The following is a 24645-nucleotide window of genomic DNA, read 5'->3' as shown; positions in this document are numbered from 1 at the left end:
TTCTGAAACTCGAAAGAATTAGCGACGCAGACCCAGACGCTCGATCAGCGCGGTGTAACGTGCAACATCTTTACGTTTCAGGTAGTCGAGCAGTTTACGACGCTGAGAAACCATGCGCAGCAGACCACGACGGCTGTGGTGATCTTTTTTGTGCTCTGCAAAGTGGCCCTGCAGGTGGTTAATCTGTGCAGTCAACAGAGCAACCTGAACATCGGTAGAACCGGTGTCGTTTGCATCACGACCAAACTCAGAAACGATTTTAGCGGTAGCTTCAGTACTTAGAGACATTTTAAAACTCCAAAGTGTTAAGAATGAAAGGATGCCGATCTCTAATTCAGCTATCCCAGTGTATACACTTTATCCTTCAAACTGACTCTGCGTTGGCTGCGTCCGCTCACCTCAGTCACTTATCTAAGTAAGCTCCTGAGGATTCTCAGACTTGCCGCCTTGATGCAGCTCGAATGATTTTGTGTATACGCCACGCAGATTGTTAAACAATTCACGCGACGTTAAGCGGCAGTATTCTACTCGCAGCGCCCTTTTATCGCAAGACAGAGAGCGCTATGCAGGATACTCAACCACCAGGCGACGGGGGGCGACACGACCTTCATCGTCGATCTCCCCCATGCCGATAAATTTGCCGTCATCGCCTTCCGTCACACGCACCAGGCCTTCCAGCGGGACACCTGTCGTACGTACCGGGTTACCATTTTTAAAGTAAACCGACGATGTTAAAGGCAAATTAACAACAGGATAGTCCGATGCTGGACTGTCCATTGGCATCAGCAAGGGATCAAGCAACTGAGCGGCCGGAATGTTCTGCTGCTCAGCCTGTTCAACCAGCTCGCGCAAGTGTTCCAGCGTCACCATACGATCCACCGGATACTTGCTGACCGTCAGACGACGCAGGTACGTTACGTGCGCACCACAGCCGAGCTTCTCGCCCAGATCGTCGATAATAGTGCGAATATAGGTGCCTTTGGAGCAGTGAACCTCCAGCTCCAGCTCGTTACCTTCATGGCGAATAAACAGCAGCTCATAGACGGTAATCGGGCGCGCTTCACGCGGCACTTCAATGCCCTGACGCGCATATTCGTACAGCTTTTTACCCTGATACTTCAGCGCCGAATACATTGACGGAATCTGCTCGATATCGCCGCGGAAAGTATCCAGTGCGCTCGCAAGTTGCTCTGCGCTGAAGGTTACCGGACGTTCCTGCACGATTTGCCCGTCAGCATCGGAGGTGTCAGTACGTTGCCCCAGGCGGGCTACTACGCGATAGCGTTTGTCAGAATCCAGCAAATACTGTGAAAACTTCGTCGCTTCGCCGAGGCAGATAGGCAGCATGCCCGTCGCCAGCGGATCCAGCGCGCCGGTATGACCCGCACGGTTGGCATTGTAGATGCGCTTTACTTTTTGCAGTACGTCATTGCTGGACATGCCCTGCGGCTTATCCAGCAGCAGGACACCGTGAATGTCGCGACCACGACGACGAGGACGACTCATCAGTCCTCCTTGCTGTCGTCCGCTGGGTTCACACGACGTTCATCGTCATGTTTCACCACGCTGGTCACCAGGTTAGACATACGCATCCCTTCAACCAACGAGTTGTCGTAGAAGAAGGTCAGTTCAGGCACGATACGCAGACGCATCGCTTTCCCCAGCAGGGAGCGGATAAAACCAGAGGCTTCCTGCAGGGCCTTAATGCCGTTTTTCACAGCCGCTTCGTCCTGGTCGTTCAGGAAAGTCACGAATACTTTGGCATACGCCAGGTCACGGGACATCTCAACACCAGAAACGGTAGTCATCATGCCTACGCGCGGATCTTTGATTTCGCGTTGCAGGATGAGTGCGATTTCTTTCTGCATCTCCTGCGCCACACGCTGCGGGCGACCAAATTCTTTCGCCATAATAAATTCTCCAGAATAATGACAAAAAAGGGGCCATAAGCCCCTTTTTAAATTTCTTGCCGGGTGGCGCTTCGCTTACCCGGCCTACGCCTAATCATCTTCTAAGGATTTTGGATTGCAACAAGGCGGCAAGCTCGTAAATCCCCGGGAGCATAGATAACTATGTGACCGGGGTGAGCGAGCGCAGCCAACGCCGTTGCGGTCCAAAAGACGACGAAGATTATGCGATGGTACGTTTGATCTCGATAATCTCGAACACTTCGATCATATCGCCAACGCGAACGTCGTTGTAGTTCTTAACGCCGATACCACATTCCATACCGTTACGGACTTCGTTAACGTCATCTTTGAAGCGGCGCAGGGATTCCAGCTCGCCTTCATAGATAACCACGTTGTCGCGCAGGACGCGGATTGGGTTGTGACGCTTGATAGTACCTTCGGTAACCATACAGCCCGCAATCGCACCAAATTTCGGTGATTTAAACACATCGCGCACTTCAGCCAGACCGATGATCTGCTGTTTCAGTTCCGGAGACAGCATACCGCTCATCGCCGCTTTCACTTCGTCGATCAGATGATAGATGACGGAGTAGTAACGCAGATCCAGACTTTCAGATTCGATCACTTTACGCGCAGAAGCATCAGCACGGACGTTGAAGCCAACCAGAATCGCGTTGGACGCCGCAGCCAGGGTCGCGTCGGTTTCAGTGATACCACCTACGCCGGAACCGATGATCTTCACTTTCACTTCGTCGGTAGACAGTTTCAGTAAGGAGTCGGAGATCGCTTCTACAGAACCCTGTACGTCAGCTTTCAGTACGACGTTCACTTCGTGAACTTCGCCATCGGTCATGTTGGCGAACATGTTCTCAAGTTTAGATTTCTGCTGACGAGCCAGTTTAACTTCACGGAATTTGCCCTGACGATACAGTGCAACCTCACGGGCTTTCTTCTCGTCACGCACCACGGTCACTTCGTCACCGGCAGCCGGAACACCGGACAGACCGAGGATTTCCACCGGAATGGACGGACCTGCTTCCAGAACTTCCTGACCCAGTTCGTTACGCATCGCACGCACGCGGCCGTATTCGAAGCCACACAGTACGATGTCGCCTTTATGCAGCGTACCTTCACGCACCAGGACGGTAGCAACCGGACCACGACCTTTATCCAGGAAGGATTCGATTACCGCGCCGCTCGCCATACCTTTACGAACAGCTTTCAGCTCCAGAACTTCGGCCTGCAGCAGGATCGCATCCAGCAGTTCGTCGATACCGGTACCGGCTTTCGCAGAAACGTGGACGAACTGGCTCTCGCCGCCCCACTCTTCCGGCATGATGCCGTACTGGGACAGTTCGTTTTTAACGCGATCCGGATCCGCTTCTGGTTTATCGATTTTGTTGACTGCAACCACCACCGGCACACCTGCCGCTTTCGCGTGCTGGATAGCTTCGATGGTCTGCGGCATCACGCCGTCGTCTGCTGCAACAACCAGAACCACGATATCCGTTGCCTGAGCACCACGAGCACGCATGGAGGTAAACGCGGCGTGACCCGGGGTATCCAGGAAGGTGATCATACCGTTGTCAGTTTCAACGTGGTACGCACCGATGTGCTGAGTAATGCCGCCCGCTTCGCCAGAAGCCACTTTCGTAGAACGAATGTAGTCCAGCAGGGAGGTTTTACCGTGGTCAACGTGACCCATGATGGTTACAACCGGTGCGCGCGGTTCAGCCGCAGCGCCGGTGTCACGGTCGCTCATTACTGCTTCTTCCAGCTCGTTTTCACGACGCAGGATAACTTTGTGGCCCATCTCTTCGGCAACCAGTTGTGCGGTTTCCTGGTCGATGACCTGGTTGATGGTCGCCATTGCGCCCAGTTTCATCATCGCTTTGATGACCTGAGAGCCTTTAACCGCCATCTTGTTAGCCAGTTCGCCAACGGTGATGGTTTCGCCGATCACAACGTCACGGTTAACGGCCTGAGCTGGCTTCTGGAAGCCCTGCTGCAGAGCGGAACCTTTACGCTGTTTACCGCCTTTACCACCACGAACTGCGGCGCGCGCTTCTTCACGGTCGGCTTTCGATTCAGCGTGTTTGTTGCCTTTCTTCGCCGGACGCGCGGCTTTCGCACTGCGAGTACGACCACGGCCGCCTTCAACTTCACGATCGTTTTCGTCTTCTGCCTGGCGAGCGTGCTGAGAAGTCGTGACGTGATAATCGCTGGTATCTTCAACAGGTTCAGCGTTATCCACACCATTTTTCTCGTTTTCTTCCGCCATACGGCGAGCTTCTTCCGCTACGCGGCGAGCTTCTTCTTCAAGCTTGCGACGTGCTTCTTCTTCCGCTTTACGTTTCAGTTCTGCGGCTTCATTTTCACGGCGGGCTTTTTCGGCCTGGGCGGTTTTAGTCATATCGTCGGTCTGTTGATTGCTCACTTTGTCTTTTTCCGCAGCTTCACGTTTCGCTTTATCAGCGGCTTCACGCTTAGCTTGTTCTGCGGCCTCACGTTCGGCTTTTTGTTGCGCCTCGCGTTTGGCAGCTTCTTCTGCCTCACGACGGGCTTGCTCTTCCGCTTCACGCTGCGCCTGCTCTTCCGCGGCCAGGCGTTCAGCCTCTTGCGGATCGCGTTTCACAAAGGTGCGTGTCTTGCGGACTTCGATTTGTACCGATTTGCTTTTCCCACCGGTACCTGGAATATTGAGAGTACTGCGCGTTTTACGCTGCAATGTCAACTTATCCGGCGCTGAGCCGTTCTCACGGTTCAGATGCGCCAGTAAGGTTTGTTTCTCTTGTGCGGACACAGAGTCATCAGCAGACTTCCGGATACCTGCATCAGCAAATTGCTGTACCAGGCGATCCACGGAGGTCTGTATCTCTGCAGCCAGCGTTTTTACGGTTACATCTGTCATACTGTTCCTTCCTGCTACAGTTTATTACGCTTCGTCACCGAACCAGCAAATATTACGGGCAGCCATAATCAGCTCACCGGCTTTTTCGTCGGTCAACCCTTCGATATCAGCCAGATCATCAATGCCCTGTTCGGCGAGATCTTCCAGCGTACAAACACCACGGGCAGCCAGTTTGAAGGCCATATCGCGATCCAATCCTTCCAGATTCAGCAGATCGTCAGCCGGTTTGTTATCACCGAGGCTTTCTTCCTGGGCCAGTGCCAGAGTGGTCAGTGCGTTTTTAGCACGCTCGCGCAGCGCTTCAACGGTCGGTTCATCAAGGCCGTCAATTTCCAGCAGTTCTTTCATTGGCACGTAGGCCAGTTCTTCCAGCGTCGCAAAACCTTCTTCCACCAGAACTGTCGCGAAATCTTCATCGATATCGAGATATTTGGTGAAGGTATCGATGGCGGCATGTGCTTCAGCCTGATGCTTCGCCTGCAGGTCATCAACGGTCATTACGTTGAGTTCCCAACCGCTCAGTTGTGAAGCCAGGCGGACGTTCTGACCGTTACGTCCAATCGCCTGAGCCAGGTTACCGGCTTCAACCGCGATATCCATGGTGTGTTTGTCTTCATCCACCACGATAGAAGCGACATCTGCTGGCGCCATTGCGTTAATCACGAACTGCGCCGGGTTATCATCCCACAGGACGATATCGATACGCTCGCCGCCCAGTTCGGTAGAGACCGCCTGAACGCGCGCACCGCGCATACCCACACACGCGCCGACCGGATCAATACGCTTATCGTTGGTCTTAACGGCGATTTTCGCACGAGAGCCCGGATCGCGGGCAGCCGCTTTAATTTCAATCACTTCTTCGCCAATTTCTGGCACTTCAATGCGGAACAGTTCCACCAGCATTTCCGGTTTGGAACGGGTGACGAACAGTTGCGCGCCGCGCGCTTCCGGGCGCACAGAGTACAGAACGCCACGAATACGGTCGCCAGGGCGGAAGTTTTCACGCGGCAGCATGTCTTCGCGCAGGATCACGGCTTCAGCATTGCTGCCCAGATCCAGGGAAATGTTGTCACGGTTAACTTTTTTCACCACACCCGTAACGATTTCGCCTTCGTGTTCGCGGAACTGATCAACAACCATTGCGCGTTCAGCTTCACGTACTTTCTGTACGATAACCTGTTTCGCAGTCTGGGTGGTGATACGGTCAAAGGTGACAGATTCAATCTGATCTTCAACATAGTCGCCCACGTTCAGGCTTTCGTCTTCGAAGCGTGCCGCTTCCAGCGTAATTTCTTTGGTTGGCTGGGTAACTTCTTCTACGATTACCCAACGACGGAAGGTATCGAAATCACCGCTTTTACGATCAATTTCTACGCGGACGTCGATCTCTTGCTCATATTTTTTCTTTGTTGCTGTAGCCAGCGCACTTTCCAGCGCTTCAAAAATTTTCTCGCGTGGCAGCGCTTTTTCGTTGGATACGGCTTCAACAACAGCCAAAATTTCTTTGTTCATCGCGGGCTTTTCACCTCAATCCAGACTGTTAAAAGTGGGGAACCAGGTTCGCCTTCTGGATATTACTCAGCGCGAACACTTCATCTTTACCTTCGACTGTGACCGTGATCATCTCACCGTCCACCGCTTTGATAACGCCCTGCCATTTACGACGGTTTTGAACCGCCATACGAAGAACCAGCGTGACTTCTTCCCCCAGGAAACGCACGTAGTGTTCAGCAGTGAACAGAGGACGGTCGAGACCCGGCGAGGAAACTTCCAGGTTATAGGCAACGGTGATTGGGTCTTCGACATCCATCACGGCGCTTACCTGATGGCTCACATCAGCACAATCATCAACATTGATGCCATCTTCACTATCAATATAGATGCGCAGTGTGGATGTGCGACCGCGAATAAATTCGATGCCGACCAGTTCGTAGCCCAGGGCTTCAACCGGGGCTGTAATCATCTCTGTTAATTTTTGCTCTAATGTGGACAAGCCCACCCCCAAGACATAAAAAAAGGGCCTAAAGCCCAGTTATTCTGTAGTCAGATAACAAAAAACCCCGATAAATCGGGGCTTTAGATAACTGAACCCTATAACCGCACCTGCGGTTCGGAGAACCTTCCGAAAGAATTTTTTTCAAATCCAGCTACGAAGGCCTAAGTCTTCACAGTATATTTGAAAAAGAACTCTAAGGGAAAGTGGTTGCGGGGGCCGGATTTGAACCGACGACCTTCGGGTTATGAGCCCGACGAGCTACCAGGCTGCTCCACCCCGCGCCTGAAACGTGGCAAATTTTACTCGTTTTGGGTAAAAAATGCAAATACTGCTGGGATTTGGTACCGAGGACGGGACGTAAAATCTGCGCACAGTATATTGATACTCTATGTGTTATGTCAACCTTGTTACCACTATGCAAATCAATGAATGCTGACCAGCGGGTGGTAATCAAGATAAATGTACCGGCCGCGCCGTTATTTAACGAAATTATCACTAAACTCTTCCTGTCATCCAGAAAAGATGATTAAATGAAAACTCATTTATTTTGCATAAAAATGCATTTAGTATAATAAGCCGACCTCTTCACCAGTCTATCAAGCAGGGTTTTATTTTATGACGACGATTCTCAAGCATCTCCCGGTAGGTCAACGTATTGGTATCGCTTTTTCCGGCGGCCTGGACACCAGTGCAGCACTGCTGTGGATGCGACAAAAAGGGGCTGTCCCATATGCATATACTGCGAATTTGGGCCAGCCGGATGAGGATGACTATGACGCCATTCCTCGCCGCGCAATGGAATATGGTGCTGAGAATGCTCGCCTGGTAGATTGCCGTAAGCAACTGGTTGCCGAAGGGATCGCAGCCATTCAGTGCGGCGCGTTCCACAACACTACCGGTGGCCTGACCTATTTTAATACCACCCCACTGGGCCGTGCAGTCACCGGCACCATGCTGGTTGCCGCCATGAAAGAAGATGGCGTGAATATCTGGGGTGACGGCAGCACCTATAAAGGCAACGATATTGAACGTTTCTATCGTTACGGCCTGCTGACCAACGCGGAACTGCAGATTTACAAACCATGGCTGGATACCGATTTTATCGACGAACTGGGTGGTCGCCATGAGATGTCCGAATTTATGATCGCCTGCGGTTTCGACTACAAAATGTCTGTCGAGAAAGCGTACTCCACTGACTCCAATATGCTCGGCGCGACCCACGAAGCAAAAGACCTGGAATTTCTGAACTCCAGCGTAAAAATCGTCAACCCGATTATGGGCGTGAAGTTCTGGGATGAGAGCGTGAAGATCCCGGCAGAAGAAGTGACCGTACGCTTTGAACAGGGTCATCCGGTAGCGCTAAACGGTAAAACCTTCAGCGACGACGTTGAGATGATGCTGGAAGCCAACCGCATCGGCGGTCGTCACGGTCTGGGCATGAGCGATCAGATTGAAAACCGTATTATTGAAGCTAAGAGCCGTGGTATCTATGAAGCCCCGGGGATGGCGTTGCTGCACATCGCTTACGAGCGTCTGCTGACCGGTATCCATAACGAAGACACCATTGAGCAATATCACTCTCATGGCCGTCAGTTGGGCAAACTGCTGTACCAGGGCCGCTGGTTCGACTCGCAGGCGTTGATGCTGCGTGACGGTCTGCAGCGTTGGGTCGCCAGCCAGATTACCGGCGAAGTGACGCTGGAGCTGCGCCGCGGCAACGACTACTCCATCCTCAATACCGTGTCTGATAATCTGACTTACAAGCCAGAACGTCTGACCATGGAGAAAGGCGAGTCAGTATTCTCACCTGACGATCGTATCGGCCAGCTGACCATGCGTAATCTGGATATCACCGATACCCGCGAGAAGCTGTTCGGCTACGCGAAAGCCGGTCTGTTGACCGCCTCTTCAACGACCGGCCTGCCGCAGGTTGAAAATCTGGAAAACAAAGCGAAGTAAGCATTCATCATTTTAAGGCCGCGAAAGCGGCCTTTTTTATGCGCGGAATATGAGGTGTCTGTAGGCCTGATAAACGTAGCGCCATCAGGCGTTGCAATAATGTCGGATGGCGGCGTAAACGCCTTATCCGACCTACAGACAGCCACGAGTAACAGACAAAAAAAAAGACGCTTTGCAGCGTCTTTTTTCTGGAATTTGGTACCGAGGATGGGACTCGAACCCACAAGCCCGTTAGGGCACTACCACCTCAAGGTAGCGTGTCTACCAATTCCACCACCTCGGTACAGAATACTTAGTGTGGGATATCGCTGGTCGGCTGAGCCGGAGCAGCTGGCTGAGTTTGCTCGGTTTTCGCCGGTGCGCTCAGATTTTCCCACTCACTTCCTTTATTGGTCTTATTGCTGTTCATGTTACCCAGCACCAGACTGATGATGAAGAACAAGGTTCCCAATACAGCTGTCATACGGGTCATGAAGTTACCAGAACCACTTGAACCAAACAGAGTACCAGAAGCGCCTGCGCCAAAAGAGGCTCCCATATCAGCGCCTTTACCTTGTTGCAGCATGATCAAGCCTACCAGGCCAATTGCCACAATAAGGAAAACTACTAAAAGAGCTTCGTGCATAATCAACCTGTTCCTTGCGGAGTTGCCGCGTACAATGCTTCGACCATTAAAGCGGGAATATTTACTGTTTCCCACTGAAGCGGGTGTGAATACTAACCAAAGCGAATCACCTTCGCAAGGGCATTTTTAGTGCATTGTATCAACTGCGGAAAAAAACAGCAAAAGCGCCGCATTCTGCCGGTTAACGGCGGAAAAACGGCTATAAAACAGCCGGCTATTCGGGTTTCGCTTCCGGCGACACTTTCACGAGCCTGTATTTTCCATACCGTTTAACAATGCGCCATACGCCATCCGGCGTCTCTACGGGTTCTCTCTGCGCGTAGAAGGTGGTTTTTTTACCAACGCGCACGCCTATCTGCAAATTCTCCCCTTCCCCACTAATCAAAGCGATGGTCGGCGTCATATCCACCGGCTCGATAACCGCCTGTGTATCTGCCGCGGGCGACGCCCGCCTGGCATTGGGGTTTAATGTCGACGCAAAAAGCACCTCCATTGGGTTTACCAACTGGTGATGATGGCTGAGTTCCAGGTGGAGATGAGGACCATTGATGCGCCCGGTCGCCCCTGATAAGGCGATAACATTGCCTCTGAATACCTTATCGCCTTTATGAACCTGCAGCGTATTTAAATGCAAATAGCGGCTGCTCCAGCCATCGGCATGACTGACGGTAATATAGAACCCCGTCACCGGACCATAGCCGGTCGCCGTCACTTCGCCATCGGCAACCGACATTACCGGGCTATTTACCGGTGCGCGCAGATCCACGCCTTCATGCCGCATAAACTGACGGGTGACCGGGTGGTAACGTATGCCATAAGGAGACGTCACAACAATTTCGTGCGTCAGGGGGAAGATAAACGCCCCGGCAGGTAGGGTATCGACCTCAGAAACGGCATGACGATTCGATAAAGACTGCCAGTTTGGCGCTGGGGCGCTGTTCGTGGGGATCGTCAGATTCAGCACCGAAAAAAAGCTGCTCGCCGTATCATTATCAGGAGCCGGATTGGTTACAAAGCGATCGGTAGATACAACGCCAGCAGGAAAGAAGCTTGCCAGCGCCATAACCTGCACGCAGGAAAGATCATCATTGGCATCGGCGTTCACCGTAACGTCAGAGGGCCACGTCATAAAAGCGCGACGTGACAAGGTAGCAGCGCTGATGCGACAGGAGAGAGGGTCGGTTTCCCGTGGGGTCTCAATAAGGTTCGCATGGTGTTTACCGGCCTGAAGATCATCGAAACAGGGCTGATAGCGCTGCCGTATTAAAGGCGATGTTCTTACTGGCGGCTGATTCATCAGCACCGCTGTTGCACAGGTTTTCTGCTGATCCACTGACCGCCATACTGGCAGCGACAGTAAATAAAGCGTACGTGGTATTCGCCCCGTCATGGCTGGCACGGTAGTGTATTGTCGTGGAGCGGGCGGAATGAGCGATACCGTCACGCTGAATTCATCACGCGCAACCTCGTCCCGATACATATCTGGCGCAGCGCGCAGCAAAAGTAACGAAAGCAGAAGAGTGATCACAGGTTAAGCACCGCCGTATACATTAGATAGATCGACATCACAACGATCGCTGGGCCAAATGGAATGTATCCCTGTTTCGCCAGCTCCCCCTGCGGCGCGAATCTGCGGATATAGAAGTAGCGAAACAAAAACAGGCAAAGACCCAACAGGGCTGAGCCCAGCATCAGCACCGCAATATTTTCCACCCCTAACCATGTCGCACACGCGGCGAACAGCTTAACGTCCCCTTTACCGAAACCTTCCCGACCGGTTATCCAGCGGTACCCTTCGGCCATTAGCCAGGTAAAGCCCCATATAAAAACGGCGCCCATTACGCTATCCCGCGGTGAAATTGGAATAAGGTGGCGTACAGAGGCAATAAGTCCTGCCCACAGCAATAAAAACACCAGGCAGTCAGGAAGCAAAAAGGTGCGGATGTCGATAACCGCCAGGGTGTACAACAGGCAGAGAAATAACGCCATGAACGCGAGCTGGAGTAAGCTATATTGCGGATAAAGCCAGTAAACCAGAGTGCAAAACACAACGCCAATGACCGCCTCACTTAACGGATAAATACCCGAAATTGTGCAATGGCAATGGCGACATCTGCCGCGTAACAGCAACCAGCTCACCACGGGAATGTTATCCCAGGGCATAACATTGTGCTGGCAGCATGGGCAGTGAGACGGCGGCCACCATAAATTTACCGCGGGAAGCGCACTTCTTTCTTCATCGTCTGCGGTTTCACGCATCAGCATTATCGGTAATCGATAAATAACGACGTTGAGAAAGCTGCCAATGAATAATCCCAGAAGTAGCGCGAGCCAGGGATACGAGGGAGATAAAAAAGCATCCATGCAGAATTTAACTCTTATTAATAGTCGGTGTTGCATTAGTAACGATCGTCTTTTAATAACTGGCGATCGTTACGCGAGATTATTTGCAGTTATCAGGGATAAGCGCCTTCTGGCTGTCTGACATATCCACCGTGTGCGCATAAGGTAATAACGTCTTCCATGGGTCACCAGTGCTTGATGACAACCAAACCTGTATAGCGGCATATGACGTTAGCCTTATTTTCTCAGGTAGATTAACGCCATTAAAATTAGCCCCGGCGGCAGTGCCACCTACAGCAGTCAGTTGCATTTCGTCTTTATTGCCTGTCGCTCTGTACTCAAAATATAATGGCTCGACATACTGGTTATAAGATTGTGTAAAAACACCCACTGGCCCGGAATAAGGCGTAAAGAATTCGACTCTCAGTAGTTTCAGGTACCGTATAGGCAAAGAATACCACGTAAGATCGCCTTCATAGCTAGGGGCATTGGCTAATACCTTAACGTCATCATCAGGAAATTCGGCGACAAGATCTTTATATGCCGAAATACCCTGGCCTACGCTTCCCTTGCCTTTTGTCACACAATTACCGCTGTTCTGACAAAAGGCTGTGTCAAGTCCACTCATTAAATGCGAAGGCCAGACAAATTGGTTCTTAATATTGTAAAGATCAGTGTAATCATCCACATGCTTACGTTTACCAGCTGAGATATATATGACGTTAAACTTAGGTCTGGCATAAGTAGACACCCAATCAGCTGACGGAACCTGAAACGAAAGCGGAAAAAAGGTATCCCAAAGCTCGCAGTACTGGAGACTGTCGCTAAGACCATATTTTTGCGCTCCTTGCGCCGTTACGCTCGCCAGGAATAAGGCACCCAGTAAGAGTGCACGCTGACAAATGTTTTGTTTTTTTATATTCATTTCATCAATCATCCTACTGCACTTTTCGACAACGTATCCATTAATGAGAACAGCGCCAGAAATACCCAGATAACGCTCCCGCCCAGGATAACGGTGGCTAAGTTTTTTAACAGTCCGGCAAGTTTTTTAATATACTCCTGTATATGTTCGCGGGAGCGCTCCGATACCGAGAGCAAAACCTCATTAAACGAGGGGAGATCGGCATACAGGCTGATGTTGAGTAACTCTTCCGCGCCCATCAGTCCGGTATCGAGCGCTTTACCATAATTCACGCCGTGCGCCATTTTCTCCAACATGGTGAAAAGATGCCATTTTAGCCAACGGTTAGCATTGAGCTGAATAATTGAAAGCGCATCCGTCAGAGGAATATTGTTACTCAACATTAGCGACAAATTATTCAAAAAAATGGAGGAAGTTAGCTGCCGATAAGTTGAGAACGGCATAATTCTGTCGAGAATCTTATTCCTTATTGTGCCGCTAAAATTGGCCATTGTCAGCCGTGAAAAGATAACCAGAAAGATAAATCCCAGCAGAATTTTTAGCCACAACCCCTCGTAAAGCGCCACGCCAAAATTATAGAGATTCTGTGTCACGGCTGGCCATTTATCAATCGGCACCACGGAGGCAAAGGCGGGGAATACCTTTTGCGAATAGCCGGCAATAACAATTAACGACAAGGTAATCATTATCAGGGGAAATATAAGCGCACCGATGATCTTTTTACGCAGTTCATCGTTGTATTTAATAATCGAAACCAGGGTAAAAAATCCATCAGAAAGGCTGCCGCTTTTCTCCGCCGCGGTGATCACGCTCAGTTCAGAATTCGGCACCATACCTTCGAAAACAGCCGCAACGGATGTTTCCTGCTTCATTTGCGTGATAAGATCCATCAACCGTTTACTAAAGGCTTTCCCCAGTAAAGATTGACCTTCTTTTTGCAGTTTTTGCATCGAATCATACAAAGGCAGACCGGCCTTAATCATGTCTGCGCAAAACTGGTAGATATAGATGCGCTGTTTCTTACTGAATTTTTTCAACGATCATCTCCAGATCTTCTGTTGGCAATACGCCAAATTCCATTGCGTACCAGCGCGCATCCACACGACCAAGCAGCACATGCGCCATGACTTTTTCACGGATCTCAAACCCTTCAGCAAGACCTACCGCTGTCTTTCTTTTTTCCCGCCACAGGGTGTAAACATTAAGCCACTCCTGACGGGAGATAGCCGCCAGTTCGTCATAGGTTGGCAAAAAATACTCCATCGCCAGCTGCCGTCCTTTGATACCGCTCTTCTTACACTTTACACACCCCTTCTCGCTTGCCCGGAACAGAGTAAAAGCGCGGCCGGAAAGGGTAATCTCTTCATGGACTTGCTTACAGGTATCGCAAAGCACCGGCACCAGTTTCTGACACTGCAACCCAGCAACGAAGCCTGGCGTGGAGAGCTTGTCACTGCTGATACCTAATGCGGACATACGCTGCAGGAGTGAAACGATATTGCCCGCATGCACGGTGGTAAAACAGTAATGTCCACTCTCAACGGCGCCCGCCAGGGCGTTAGCTGAAACATTGTCACGAATCTCCCCCACCATCAGTACATCCGGGTCGCGGCGTAACGCAGATTTAATTGCAGCGTGGAAGCCTCCCCCCTCGACGCTGACAACGGAGCTTTGCTTGGCGCCGTATATCTGATATTCCACGGGATCTTCGACCGTCAAAAAGCAGCCGTGATCGTCATAGCGGTTGATTTGCAGCCATTCCATCAAATTTTTCAGCGTGGTGGATTTGCCCGAACCTGTCGTTCCCGCAATGACATACGCGCCATAAGGGTTGCTAAGGATCTTTTTCAAATCGGCAATTTCGGCGGACGAAACGCCTATTTTATCCAGCGAGCCCAGGTTATCTTTTTGCAAACCGGAAGGAATAATACGCAGCACAGCATGGTAACAATCCGCCGTTTCGCCAAAAATGGGGAAATGGGCATAACGGAAACGGTACGGTTTACCGTTAAGACTATAGAGAATATTCGCATTCTGCGGAATTGCCCGGTTCCATGTTGTATCTCTGGTTGTAGCCTCTACGTTGTACAAGACAAATACCAGTTCATCACACTGCTGTGATTTAATCTGCATAAACGGCATCAATACGCCATTTACGCGCGCCTCGAGTAACGCCAACACATCATTCCGCGTAATATGAAGGTCGCTGGCCCCCATATTTACAACGCGCTGTAAGATATTGACCAACTGTTTTTGCGTGTCTGTGATATCAATATCATTATGCGCAGCGTTAAGGGCTTTAAGAGAGATAAATTCCAGTATATGAAAATAATCTTCTTCCGTTACTATCGCCAGACCAATGACTGGCCGTTTATGCATAGATTTCAGCCGGCTTATCTGGAGCTTGTATTCAAATAACTTATCGATATTGATAGTGTGTACTAATAAATACTCATAACCATCATGAATAGCATTAATGCCTATTCCTTCAAATTCATGATACTCCCAAAGACCGGAAAATATATCTTCAGTCGTTATTCGTTTAAAATCTATATTCACGGGTTAGCTTCCTTAATTTGCAACCCGTTTTTACGATCTTTGGTTAAAATGTATTGTGCGCCGTCCATGGAAAATACATTTCCTGGAGTGACGTATAACAATGTATCACCGCGTTGATTGGCAATAGCAACCCGGGAAAGACCGCCAATGACTGATTCCAGTACTACGTGCGGCTTCGCAATATTATTACCTGTATTTACCGCAGGCGCGCTCTTTTCAGTCTTGATCTTCGCTTCGATTACGGGAGTTGGAGTTGCCCTCGCTTTTATTTTATCTTCACCGCGCAGCTTACGAATTTCGCTCAACATTTTTTCTAATTCAACCTGTTGCTGTAGCTTGCGATATTCTGATTGATATAGATAATCCTGCTCAACGAGTGCCTGAATATGATCCTGCATCGTCAGTTCCGCTGACTGCTCATTCAGGGCTTTCTCATCGACATTTTTTACCTCAGGAGACGCAGCTTTCTCGCCATTGCCTACCAGCGCTGGTTTACCGGTCTGGTTTTTGGGTGCAGGCGGCAAGTCAGTAGTCGGAGCGGCCTGTACCAGTCCGGATCCCACCATTAATACTGCAAATATGATGATATTTTTTACGCTTTGCATACTAATCCTCCGGATACTTTTATTCCATCGTTAATTGTTTCAATCTTCCTGATAAGAAAGGCATCCCGATACGCCTGTTTATACAAGGCAACCTGTAATAATATCCCTTCGTTCACTGATGTGGAGTGTGGTTTTGTCAGCGTCATGTTCCACTCTGCTGAAAGCATACCGTAAGCCTTAACGTCCCCCGCTAATGTTTTTTCCAGCGCTGCGACTGTCGATTTAGGCAGGGTCTTAAATACAATCTCGCCATTTTTCTTTTTACCCTTTCCGCCCGTCAACGTTGAGTTATAGCTTTTGATATAAGAGATAACCTCATTACAGGAATATAACGACAAAGGTTTGTTCTTCTTATACGCGCTTAATAAGCCGTTATCTTTGCGGGCAATTTTCATGTCATTGTATTCAAGTGAAACCCCATTCGACCTGTTCTTTCCTTTTTTTACAGGAAATGATGCTGCGTAGGTTTTACCAAAGAAAGTTAACTCTGGTTGCGTCAAAATAGCAGCGGGGTCGATTTCAAAAGTCATGTGGCACGCCTTTAGCGAACAGCCATAGCTTCGTCCTTCAACAGGAAGTTTAATCAATGCGAACGGAATAACGCTGCGATGAATTTCATCAAGCAGGTGAATACCGAAATCAATACTCATTCCCTCTAATGATTTCTCATACCAGTCGTGTACAGAAGCCTTATCGTTAAGCAGTTTCTGCGCAGCCTGCTGTTGCTGAGCAAGCATTTCGTCTTGCGGCATCTTTATAAAATAATACCAATAGCCTGCACCAGCACCACACAACAGTAAAGCAATAACCAGAATAATAATTATAATTCGACTTGTAGTAAATGTTCCGCTCTTACCTTTCCAGAAATAAAGACCTTCCAGCATAAATTACCCCGCCACCAGAAAATGAAGTGCTAAAGCAAGCAGCGCCAAAAATATCAGACCACCAGCCAGAATGGAGCTAATAATGAATCTGCGACGTCGCTTCAGAGAGAGCTGATGCGCCGCGCATTTCTCTATCACCACAGAAAGCTGGACTTCAGTCAGCGACGTCACTTCCAGGTGTTCATATTGTTCCGGGTGCCGCATGAGCTCATCAAACAGGCTGCGCTCTATAAAGCAATCGGTTCCACTGACAATCCGGCCGCCATTAATAATGAGCAGATAAGTGAAATTATCATCACCATGTGAGAAATAGATGCCATCCCCAAATAACTCTTTAATATAAATCGCAAAAGGCTCATAAAGGGTAGAAATTTTCTCACAATAACCCACTGCTAAACGCCCGTCAGAATCTTTATAGATTACCCGACGATTAGCCTTTACCATTCCGCGAAAAGCTGCCTGCGCGCCAGGGTCAAGATGAGACATACTGTCCGGTTCCCAGAGCAGACCGGTAAGGATATTATTATCCTGTAACAGTTTATCCATAACCATTTATTCCTATCGGGAAGTAATAGGCTGACGATAATAATCGACGCCAATTACCATGACGATCGTCGCAGATTCATCTTCATTTTTGTCACCGATACCCAATACCTGATATTCCAGACCACCATTTTCACCTTTCACATCATACTTGCCTACCATTAGCAGATCGCCCGGCATAATAATTGATGAGTTAAATGATTCCGTGGTGCTTACGTTCGGTAACTGCACATCATCATAAGTTTCAATGCCTTCCAGATAACGTTTTGTGAAACCACTCACTACCTCAATTCGACCATCTGAAAGCACGCGGGGGGTAATGATAAAACTGGTCCCTGTAATAATGGATGATGTTTCGACCGCGACGTTAACCTCACCATTGTCATCGACGGTACGGGTTTTGCTGGAGACGTAATTTTGCGACTTCGTCATATTCAGCGGTATCGCCATATTGTTGCGCGTGATAAAGGAACCGCTTTGTAACGTCCGGTCACCCGTTAACTTGTATAACGCATCCAGCCCGCTACTGATATCAACATTGCTGTTTTTCCAGCCTGCCGATATGCCACCCGTCAATGAGTCCAGCAGACTTGAACTGATCTTCATGGTATTCTGCCCGTCATCCAGGGAGAAGTTCATGCCGGCAGAAAGTTCTTTCACTTTCGCTTTATCAAGCGTGAAAATTTTATAGGTAACAATAAACTGACGGCTGTTATCAGCTTTATATTTCTCTAACGCGCGATTAAGCGCCTCATACTCTGAGGGTCTTGAGTTAACCATTAAGACAGAAGAATCTTTAAAAAGATTATAGTTTCCTGAGGAAATATAATTCTTCGCCATATCCTCCACATCATCCCAGAAGGATGATTCGAATTTGGTTTCCGCCTTTCCGGTCAACCCGCCGCTGGAAGTCGCCTCGTTACCCGAAAGATCCAGGTTCGTTTCTGTCTTATTGTTTTCACCATAAAAGTCCAGCTTAATGACATACGTTTCATAAACGTTTATTTTGAGAACGTTATGATTATCAAGTTTTGGGCTTACGTCATAAAGGGAAGCGATATACTGGATAAACGCCTCAAAGGTGCCATCAAATTTTACGCTACGCGCCGTATTCCAGCTACCGCTGTTATTTGACGCACCGGCTTTTGCGCCTATCGCACTCTCGTTGATCCGGTAACTGATTCCCGTTTGTGCAGAGACAGCGTCCATAATGACTGCCAACGTGGCGGGTTCATAGGATGAAATTTTGACATGTTTTCCCATGATTCGCTGCTGCTCAACGCTGTAATCCACCTTTTTCCCTATGTATGCGCGGTCGTACTTGATATACGGCTTCGCTTTTGATTCATCCTGGGTGGTCGCATCTTTAAAATGCTTCTGAATCTGGCTTTCTGAATCATATTTTTCTTCAAAATCGCTAACACAACCCTGCAGAAAAATGGCTAATATTAACAACCCTGTCTTAATCTTCATCCCTGCACCCGTTTTACATTTCATCAATAACAATAACGCGATTTTTCTGATATTTCTTGACTACCAGGCCATAATTCTCAGAAAAAAACAGCTCGCCAAGTTCTTGTAGGATCTCGTCATCCGATTTCCCCGCCAGCGTAATATTGTTATAAACCAGGTAATCTTTCGCACTGTTCCAGAAAAGCTTATAGCCATTAGCCTCCACCCATTTTCTGATTTCCTGGCTTAATAATTTATCTTCCTGAATCACCAGTGGCGGCGCTGAAGGTGCCGCTGCTTGATAAGTATCGCCGGTAAACGGATTTCTGCCAGTATGTTGAACAACCGCATCAGAAGACACTGGAGATGCCACCATATGGATTTCTGATGAACTATTATTACTTGCCATAGCCTGCGGCAAAAGCATTACCGACAATAAAAGCAGGCAGTATTTCCTGATAATCATATTCTCTTCCCTCTGTTTATCAGATTGCTAATATTTATATTCTGTCGTCGTCAATAAATCATATGGCGTACCTGATTGCGGTATCGTACTGCACCATTTGGTAATGACATAAGATATTGTCTGTGGGTTTACTATGCTAAATCCTGCTCCCGTTTCTGAATCATACATGCCCATCGTTGCAGTCACTGCCCATACATATTTGCTGCCCGGGAATTTATATTTTTGCGCTGAGTTATGATCCGGACGAACCCCATTTGAAACGTCCATCTCAGCCAAGTCTACCTGTACGGTAACGCCGCCAAGCAAATCCACGTTCTTGCTATCATCTAATTTTGCGCGAGTCTCATTTTGCTTAGTATAGCTACCATTTATGCCGCCATCATCATAAGCCGAGACAGAAGATATACTGGCAGACAACCGTGGATATAACTTCCTGGTAACCTTTGTTTTTTCCTTATTGCCATCTTCATCCAGGATTGCGTCGCCGTTGGCGTCACGTAAAATAATTTCCTGTTCGATGACAGGGCAAGTCTGCACTGCAAATCGATGTAAGCCAGAGTTTATTGAACTGTCATCATATGCTGCCACATAATCTTTCTTATCTGTAATATCCACAGATAAAAGTTCATAGCCAGAATATTCACTCACTGACGGAGTCACAAGTTCAAATGCATCATATGTACTGGAAGGATAATAATTCGAAATAATATCTCCCCCAGCCATGCTGCTGCCATTCCAGGGACGATAAGAGGTATTATCATCCAGATAAAAATCACCCTCAATTTCTTCGTTATTGTTATTTTTGTATGTAAAGCGCTCAGGGCTACCGTCGGCGGAAAGCATCAAATCACCGCCATAATTACGCTTGAATAAAAAAACTGGCCGTGACGTATTTTCCATCACCAGATTGGCTTTTAGCGTACCCATTTTGGTCTCATCACCATAATTCTCCGGATCGGTCATATCCAGCGAAAGGATCTGATCTTCGCCATGGGCACCTGTGCCTGCCTCCTGGTTGTAACACAGTTCAACTTTACTTGCCTGGGTGTTCCAGCATGCCGTGCCTGAGCCGCCGCCATTACCCCCCTGATCGTTATCATTCATGTCAAAGGTAAAGCGAATACCCAGTTGCTGCCCCTTTCCCAGCGTTTCCAGCCGCTCCAGGTTAGACGCCATATCCGAAAACTCGACTGGTGTACTGCCGTCAGCTTCCGTTATCAGTTGCCAGGCGTCCGCCGTCCTGGCCCGGCGAACAAGCATGATATGCGAAGCAATCAGGCCTGAGTTATTTAACGCATTGTTAAACGCGGAGGCATAATTGGCAAAACTATACTTGTCGTTACTCTCCGTGTAGTTGAACGCAACAATAGCATCCATACGCGCAATCGTGCTCGAGGGGGTTTTAAGATCGTCAGAAGCAAACCCAATCCGTTCAATTTTCGCCGCGGGATTTTTAGCCGCCGTCACAAGTGAGCAGGGTAAATATTCTTGTGTCAGTTCAAATGTCGATTTAAGTGAGACGTTACAGCTTTTGCTGATAAACAAATAACGTTGTTGCTTTTGCTGATTCGCCCCCTCTCCCCACAAAAAATAGTTCGTCCCGGTCCCGGTATCAATGTCCGTAACGTTATTAGTTATTCGGTAACGATATTGGGAATCGGTACTGCTGCCTTGCGTGTCTTCATACAGTGGGTTATCTTTTTCACCGTCTTTTGTTTGCAGGGTATCATCACGCAAATAATTCATCACGCCCTTCATCTCCTGGACAAGCGCGTTCGCGATGGTCTGGCGCATTTCTTTCGCTGCTTGTTTACGGGCATAATTGGTATACATAGCTAGCGCGCCACCAATGATTGCCAGTACAACAATAACTTCCAGTAGTGAAAATCCAGCCTGATGGTTTCGGGACCGCATACTAATTCCTGAAGAACATGAATCATTTTTATATAAATAATAAGTGGCTATTCACAGTAAATAGCCACTTGTTTTTATTCTAAAAAAGAACAGATTCTAATTTAGAGCACAGAGTATTATTTACTACCGAAGATAACAGCGTTAATGGAACCCTGGCCGTCACAGACGCCATCAGCAACAATATCAGCAGGCGCAATGTCACCAGAGGTCAGCGTCTTAAGAATCGCGCCACTTTTACTTACACTGAAGTCCCGGCCAGAAATAGACGGTTCAGACCCGGCAGCGGCACCGGAGTTGAGCGCTTCAACATAGTCCCACTGATTACCCATCTGGGAAATCAGGTTACGACACTCTTCTGACGCCAGACCATTGACCACCACAACAAAGCCTTTTTTCTGAGAACTTGAGCTATCCGTTAACGCGTTATCCATCTGGAACGCATCGTTAGAGAAGCCGTTAAACGCTTCATCAGCAGAGATTTTACCCATACGCACCAGCGTGGCGATTGGTGAGTCATTGGATACAGAAGTATCGTTGATATCGGATTTAGACAAACCTTTAATAGAATCGCTTTGCGCCGGATATTGAGCCTGATCTTTATAAGCTTCATTCATTGCAGTACGTACACTGGTCAAATCATCCTGTACAGCAGACAAGTCCTGAGCCGTAAAAGCCCGCTGGGCTAAAATAACCACACCAGCGGCAATAACACCGATAATCCCTAAGACAATAATTATTTCCAACAGCGTAACACCACGCTGTTTCTTCATCTCTTTTAATTTAGAGACCTTTTTGGTCACATTCCCTTTTATGTTTAAAACCATTGTACTCATGTTATACACCCTTATTAATTCCGTTAAATTCAGGCTTAGCCACCTGTTCGAATATTATTAATATGGAAAAATAAGAATGCAACAGAACGAAAAAAAACTAAGAATACATTTATATTCAGCAAACACATTCCATACATTATTTTTATAATATTTATAGGAAAGTATAATTATTATGAATTAGTTAAATCAATAAAACAAAACGTACTTTATAGTTGTACTTTTACATGAAATGCGGAATATTTTCAATAATTAAATGTCAATCTTGATAAATTTCTCTTCTTCCTTATTTATTAAGCCCTTATCGATAAAACAATACCGATAATACTGTCATTCCTGTTACTCTGGCATGAGAATGAAAAAAAATGCCCGGTTAAATTAACCGGGCGTCTGATAACAAATTATAACGTTCTTTAATAGAGGTTAAACTAACCCCTATAGCTATGTATTAAACCGCTTTCACTGCATCTGCAATACGATGGGCGAACTCAGATACCTGCGCCTCGTCTTCACCTTCAACCATCACACGAATTAATGGTTCAGTGCCAGACTTACGCAGCAGGACGCGTCCACGATTACCCAGCGCTGCTTCAACGTCTGCCATCACCGCTTTCACATTGTCATTTTCCAGCGGATCGCCGCTACCTGCGGTGTAACGTACGTTAACCAGCAGCTGCGGGAACATTTTCATGCCGCTGCACAGGTCGTGCAAACTCATATGATTGCGCACCATCGCAGTCAACACTTGCAGACCCGCCACGATACCGTCACCGGTGGTGGTTTTATCCAGCAGGATCACATGGCCTGAGTTTTCCGCGCCGATACTCCAGCCTTTTTCCTGCATTTTTTCCAGGACATAGCGGTCACCGACTTTCGCACGGGCAAACGGAATACCCAGCTGTTTCAACGCCAGCTCAAGGCCCATGTTGCTCATCAGCGTGCCTACCGCGCCACCGCGCAGTTGTCCCTGACGCAGCGCTTCACGGGCGATGATATACATGATTTGGTCACCGTCGACCTTATTGCCTTCGTGGTCGACCATGATCACGCGGTCGCCGTCGCCGTCCAACGCGATACCCAGATCGGCTTTTTCCGCGATCACGCGCGCCTGCAGGGCGCGGACGTCGGTAGCGCCGACTTCTTCATTGATGTTAACGCCGTTTGGCTCACAACCAATGGCAATAACATTTGCGCCGAGCTCACGCAGTACGTTTGGCGCAATGTGATACGTCGCACCGTTAGCGCAATCCACCACAATTTTAAGCTCGCTCAGGCTCAGTTCATTCGGGAAGGTACCTTTGCAAAACTCGATATAGCGACCGGCGGCATCGACAATGCGGGTGGCTTTACCCAGCTCAGCCGAGTCCACACAGGTGATCGCTTTTTCCATCTCGGCTTCTATGGCTTCTTCAACCGCATCCGGCAGTTTGGTGCCGTCGATAGAGAAAAATTTGATCCCGTTGTCATAGTACGGGTTGTGTGAAGCGGAGATAACAATCCCTGCTTCAGCACGGAAAGCACGCGTCAGATAAGCAACGGCAGGTGTTGGCATTGGGCCAGTGAAAGAGGCAGAAAGACCTGCGGCAGCCAGGCCCGCTTCCAGCGCAGACTCCAGCATATAGCCAGAAATACGCGTATCTTTACCGATGATAATTTTTCGTGAACCATGACGTGCCAGCACTTTTCCTGCCGCCCACCCCAGTTTCAGCACAAAGTCAGGGGTAATTGGGGAGTCGCCTACGCGGCCACGGATCCCATCAGTGCCAAAATATTTACGATTACTCATAGCGTTTGTTTTCCTTTGCAGACAATGTGGCTTCCACCACACGCATCGCTTCTACGGTTTCTTTGACGTCATGGACACGAACGATCTGCGCCCCCTGCATTGCGGCAATCACCGCGCACGCAAGACTACCGTTCAGGCGTTCGGATGGCCCCACATTCAGCAGTTGACCAACCATTGATTTTCGTGACATTCCAACCAGCAGCGGCAGCTCAAAATGATGAAACTCAGCCAGGCGTGCCAGTAATGTGTAGTTGTGGGTGAGATTTTTACCGAATCCGAATCCCGGGTCGAGCAACAATTTATCTTTTGTGATTCCGGCTCGTTCACAACGTGCTATTTGCTCAACAAAGTAACGATTTACCTCAGCGAACACATCCTCATACTTTGGCGCTTCCTGCATAGTTTTCGGTTGCCCCTGCATATGCATCAAACAAACCGGCAGTCCGGTTTCCGCGGCGGCTTCCAGCGCCCCGGGCTCCGAGAGTGAACGAATGTCATTGATGATATGTGCGCCGACCCGCGCGCATTCGCGAATCACTTCGGGTTTCGAGGTATCGACGGAAATCCATACTTCAAAACGTTGAGCAATCGCCTCCACCACAGGGATCACTCGCTGCAGCTCTTCTTCCACGCTCACATCAGCAGCGCCAGGACGCGTGGACTCCCCCCCCACATCAATGATAGTCGCCCCAGCGTTAATCATCAGATTTGCGTGTTTTACCGCCTCAACCAGAGAGTTGTGCGCCCCGCCATCGGAAAAAGAATCTGGCGTAACGTTTAAAATCCCCATGACGTGAGGATGGCTGAGATCCAGTGAAGAACCCTGAGCAAAGAGTTTCATAGTTTTATCCCTGGTAAAAATCTTGAGTATGCAGATAAGAAAAACCCCGGAGCAAGCCCCAGGGTTTTCAATTAAAACACGGTCATCATCAACGAT

General features: G+C 48.7%; 22 protein-coding genes and 2 tRNA genes. 1 reads left to right on the top strand and 23 read right to left on the bottom strand.

Annotation, left to right across the window (positions count from 1 at the left end; all coding sequences use genetic code 11):
- Positions 1-18 precede the first annotated feature (18 nt).
- The 7 genes from rpsO to AC534G_RS02905 form a co-directional block, all read right to left on the bottom strand.
- Positions 19-288: a 30S ribosomal protein S15 gene (gene rpsO / locus AC534G_RS02935; protein ID WP_000059465.1), complete on the bottom strand. Its 270-nt coding sequence runs from the start codon at positions 286-288 to the stop codon at positions 19-21.
- Positions 289-561: 273 nt separating this feature from the next.
- Positions 562-1506, bottom strand: a complete 945-nt coding sequence (gene truB / locus AC534G_RS02930) for a tRNA pseudouridine(55) synthase TruB (RefSeq protein WP_110496748.1) — start codon at positions 1504-1506, stop codon at positions 562-564.
- Positions 1506-1910, bottom strand: a complete 405-nt coding sequence (gene rbfA, locus AC534G_RS02925) for a 30S ribosome-binding factor RbfA (protein WP_003024988.1) — start codon at positions 1908-1910, stop codon at positions 1506-1508. Before rbfA ends, truB begins: the two co-directional genes overlap by 1 nt.
- Positions 1911-2130: 220 nt before the next feature.
- Complete coding sequence (gene infB / locus AC534G_RS02920) at positions 2131-4821, bottom strand: translation initiation factor IF-2 (RefSeq protein WP_038634196.1); 2691 nt, start codon at positions 4819-4821, stop codon at positions 2131-2133.
- Positions 4822-4845: 24 nt separating this feature from the next.
- Positions 4846-6333 carry a transcription termination factor NusA gene (gene nusA / locus AC534G_RS02915; protein WP_038634199.1) on the bottom strand — a complete coding sequence of 496 codons (1488 nt, stop codon included), beginning with the start codon at positions 6331-6333 and terminating at the stop codon, positions 4846-4848.
- A 28-nt stretch (positions 6334-6361) separates the two neighbouring features.
- On the bottom strand, positions 6362-6814 hold the full coding sequence (rimP, locus tag AC534G_RS02910) for a ribosome maturation factor RimP (protein WP_003024996.1): 453 nt from the start codon (positions 6812-6814) through the stop codon (positions 6362-6364).
- 207 nt (positions 6815-7021) lie between these two features.
- Positions 7022-7098 (bottom strand) — tRNA-Met (locus tag AC534G_RS02905).
- Between the two features lie 334 nt (positions 7099-7432).
- Here AC534G_RS02905 and argG point away from each other — a divergent pair.
- Positions 7433-8776 carry an argininosuccinate synthase gene (gene argG, locus AC534G_RS02900; RefSeq protein ID WP_006687887.1) on the top strand — a complete coding sequence of 448 codons (1344 nt, stop codon included), beginning with the start codon at positions 7433-7435 and terminating at the stop codon, positions 8774-8776.
- Between the two features lie 196 nt (positions 8777-8972).
- Here the strand turns inward: argG and AC534G_RS02895 are convergent.
- The 16 genes from AC534G_RS02895 to folP all read right to left on the bottom strand — a co-directional run bounded on the left by AC534G_RS02895 (position 8973) and on the right by folP (position 24549).
- Positions 8973-9059 (bottom strand) — tRNA-Leu (locus AC534G_RS02895).
- Positions 9060-9068: 9 nt separating this feature from the next.
- Positions 9069-9401 carry a preprotein translocase subunit SecG gene (secG, locus tag AC534G_RS02890; protein ID WP_006687886.1) on the bottom strand — a complete coding sequence of 111 codons (333 nt, stop codon included), beginning with the start codon at positions 9399-9401 and terminating at the stop codon, positions 9069-9071.
- 214 nt (positions 9402-9615) lie between these two features.
- Entirely contained in the window at positions 9616-10929 is a 1314-nt protein-coding gene (locus AC534G_RS02885; RefSeq protein WP_110496746.1) for a M23 family metallopeptidase, read from the bottom strand.
- Positions 10926-11765: a prepilin peptidase gene (locus AC534G_RS02880; protein ID WP_162620706.1), complete on the bottom strand. Its 840-nt coding sequence runs from the start codon at positions 11763-11765 to the stop codon at positions 10926-10928. The genes AC534G_RS02885 and AC534G_RS02880 overlap by 4 nt, the downstream gene beginning before the upstream one ends.
- Positions 11766-11844: 79 nt before the next feature.
- The gene (locus AC534G_RS02875; protein WP_110496744.1) at positions 11845-12681 is read right to left on the bottom strand and encodes a hypothetical protein; all 837 of its coding nucleotides are present in this window, start codon (positions 12679-12681) and stop codon (positions 11845-11847) included.
- Positions 12678-13706: a type II secretion system F family protein gene (locus AC534G_RS02870; RefSeq protein WP_038634211.1), complete on the bottom strand. Its 1029-nt coding sequence runs from the start codon at positions 13704-13706 to the stop codon at positions 12678-12680. The genes AC534G_RS02875 and AC534G_RS02870 overlap by 4 nt, the downstream gene beginning before the upstream one ends.
- Positions 13690-15048: an ATPase, T2SS/T4P/T4SS family gene (locus tag AC534G_RS02865; protein WP_199981200.1), complete on the bottom strand. Its 1359-nt coding sequence runs from the start codon at positions 15046-15048 to the stop codon at positions 13690-13692. Before AC534G_RS02865 ends, AC534G_RS02870 begins: the two co-directional genes overlap by 17 nt.
- A 176-nt stretch (positions 15049-15224) precedes the next feature.
- The gene (locus AC534G_RS02860) at positions 15225-15833 is read right to left on the bottom strand and encodes a hypothetical protein (protein WP_051594486.1); all 609 of its coding nucleotides are present in this window, start codon (positions 15831-15833) and stop codon (positions 15225-15227) included.
- Complete coding sequence (locus AC534G_RS02855; protein ID WP_110496740.1) at positions 15821-16717, bottom strand: hypothetical protein; 897 nt, start codon at positions 16715-16717, stop codon at positions 15821-15823. Before AC534G_RS02855 ends, AC534G_RS02860 begins: the two co-directional genes overlap by 13 nt.
- Before the next feature lie 3 nt (positions 16718-16720).
- Positions 16721-17263, bottom strand: coding sequence for a hypothetical protein (locus tag AC534G_RS02850; RefSeq protein ID WP_038634220.1), 543 nt, complete (start codon positions 17261-17263; stop codon positions 16721-16723).
- A 12-nt stretch (positions 17264-17275) separates the two neighbouring features.
- A complete protein-coding gene (locus AC534G_RS02845; RefSeq protein WP_110498778.1) occupies positions 17276-18733 on the bottom strand; it encodes a type II and III secretion system protein in 1458 nt (485 codons plus the stop codon).
- 13 nt (positions 18734-18746) lie between these two features.
- A complete protein-coding gene (locus AC534G_RS02840; RefSeq protein WP_069324395.1) occupies positions 18747-19178 on the bottom strand; it encodes a TcpQ domain-containing protein in 432 nt (143 codons plus the stop codon).
- Positions 19179-19205: 27 nt separating this feature from the next.
- Entirely contained in the window at positions 19206-21092 is a 1887-nt protein-coding gene (locus AC534G_RS02835; protein ID WP_110496738.1) for a type II secretion system protein, read from the bottom strand.
- Between the two features lie 116 nt (positions 21093-21208).
- The gene (locus tag AC534G_RS02830; RefSeq protein WP_077223913.1) at positions 21209-21925 is read right to left on the bottom strand and encodes a type IV pilus major pilin; all 717 of its coding nucleotides are present in this window, start codon (positions 21923-21925) and stop codon (positions 21209-21211) included.
- 445 nt (positions 21926-22370) lie between these two features.
- Positions 22371-23708: a phosphoglucosamine mutase gene (glmM, locus tag AC534G_RS02825; RefSeq protein ID WP_038634228.1), complete on the bottom strand. Its 1338-nt coding sequence runs from the start codon at positions 23706-23708 to the stop codon at positions 22371-22373.
- Positions 23701-24549, bottom strand: a complete 849-nt coding sequence (gene folP / locus AC534G_RS02820) for a dihydropteroate synthase (protein ID WP_038634231.1) — start codon at positions 24547-24549, stop codon at positions 23701-23703. The genes glmM and folP overlap by 8 nt, the downstream gene beginning before the upstream one ends.
- Between the last annotated feature and the right edge of the window lie 96 nt (positions 24550-24645).

The sequence above is a fragment of the Citrobacter sp. CRE-46 genome, assembly GCF_059615875.1.
Note: the sequence above shows the minus strand (reverse complement) of the source record. Positions and strands in the feature narration are given on the sequence as shown.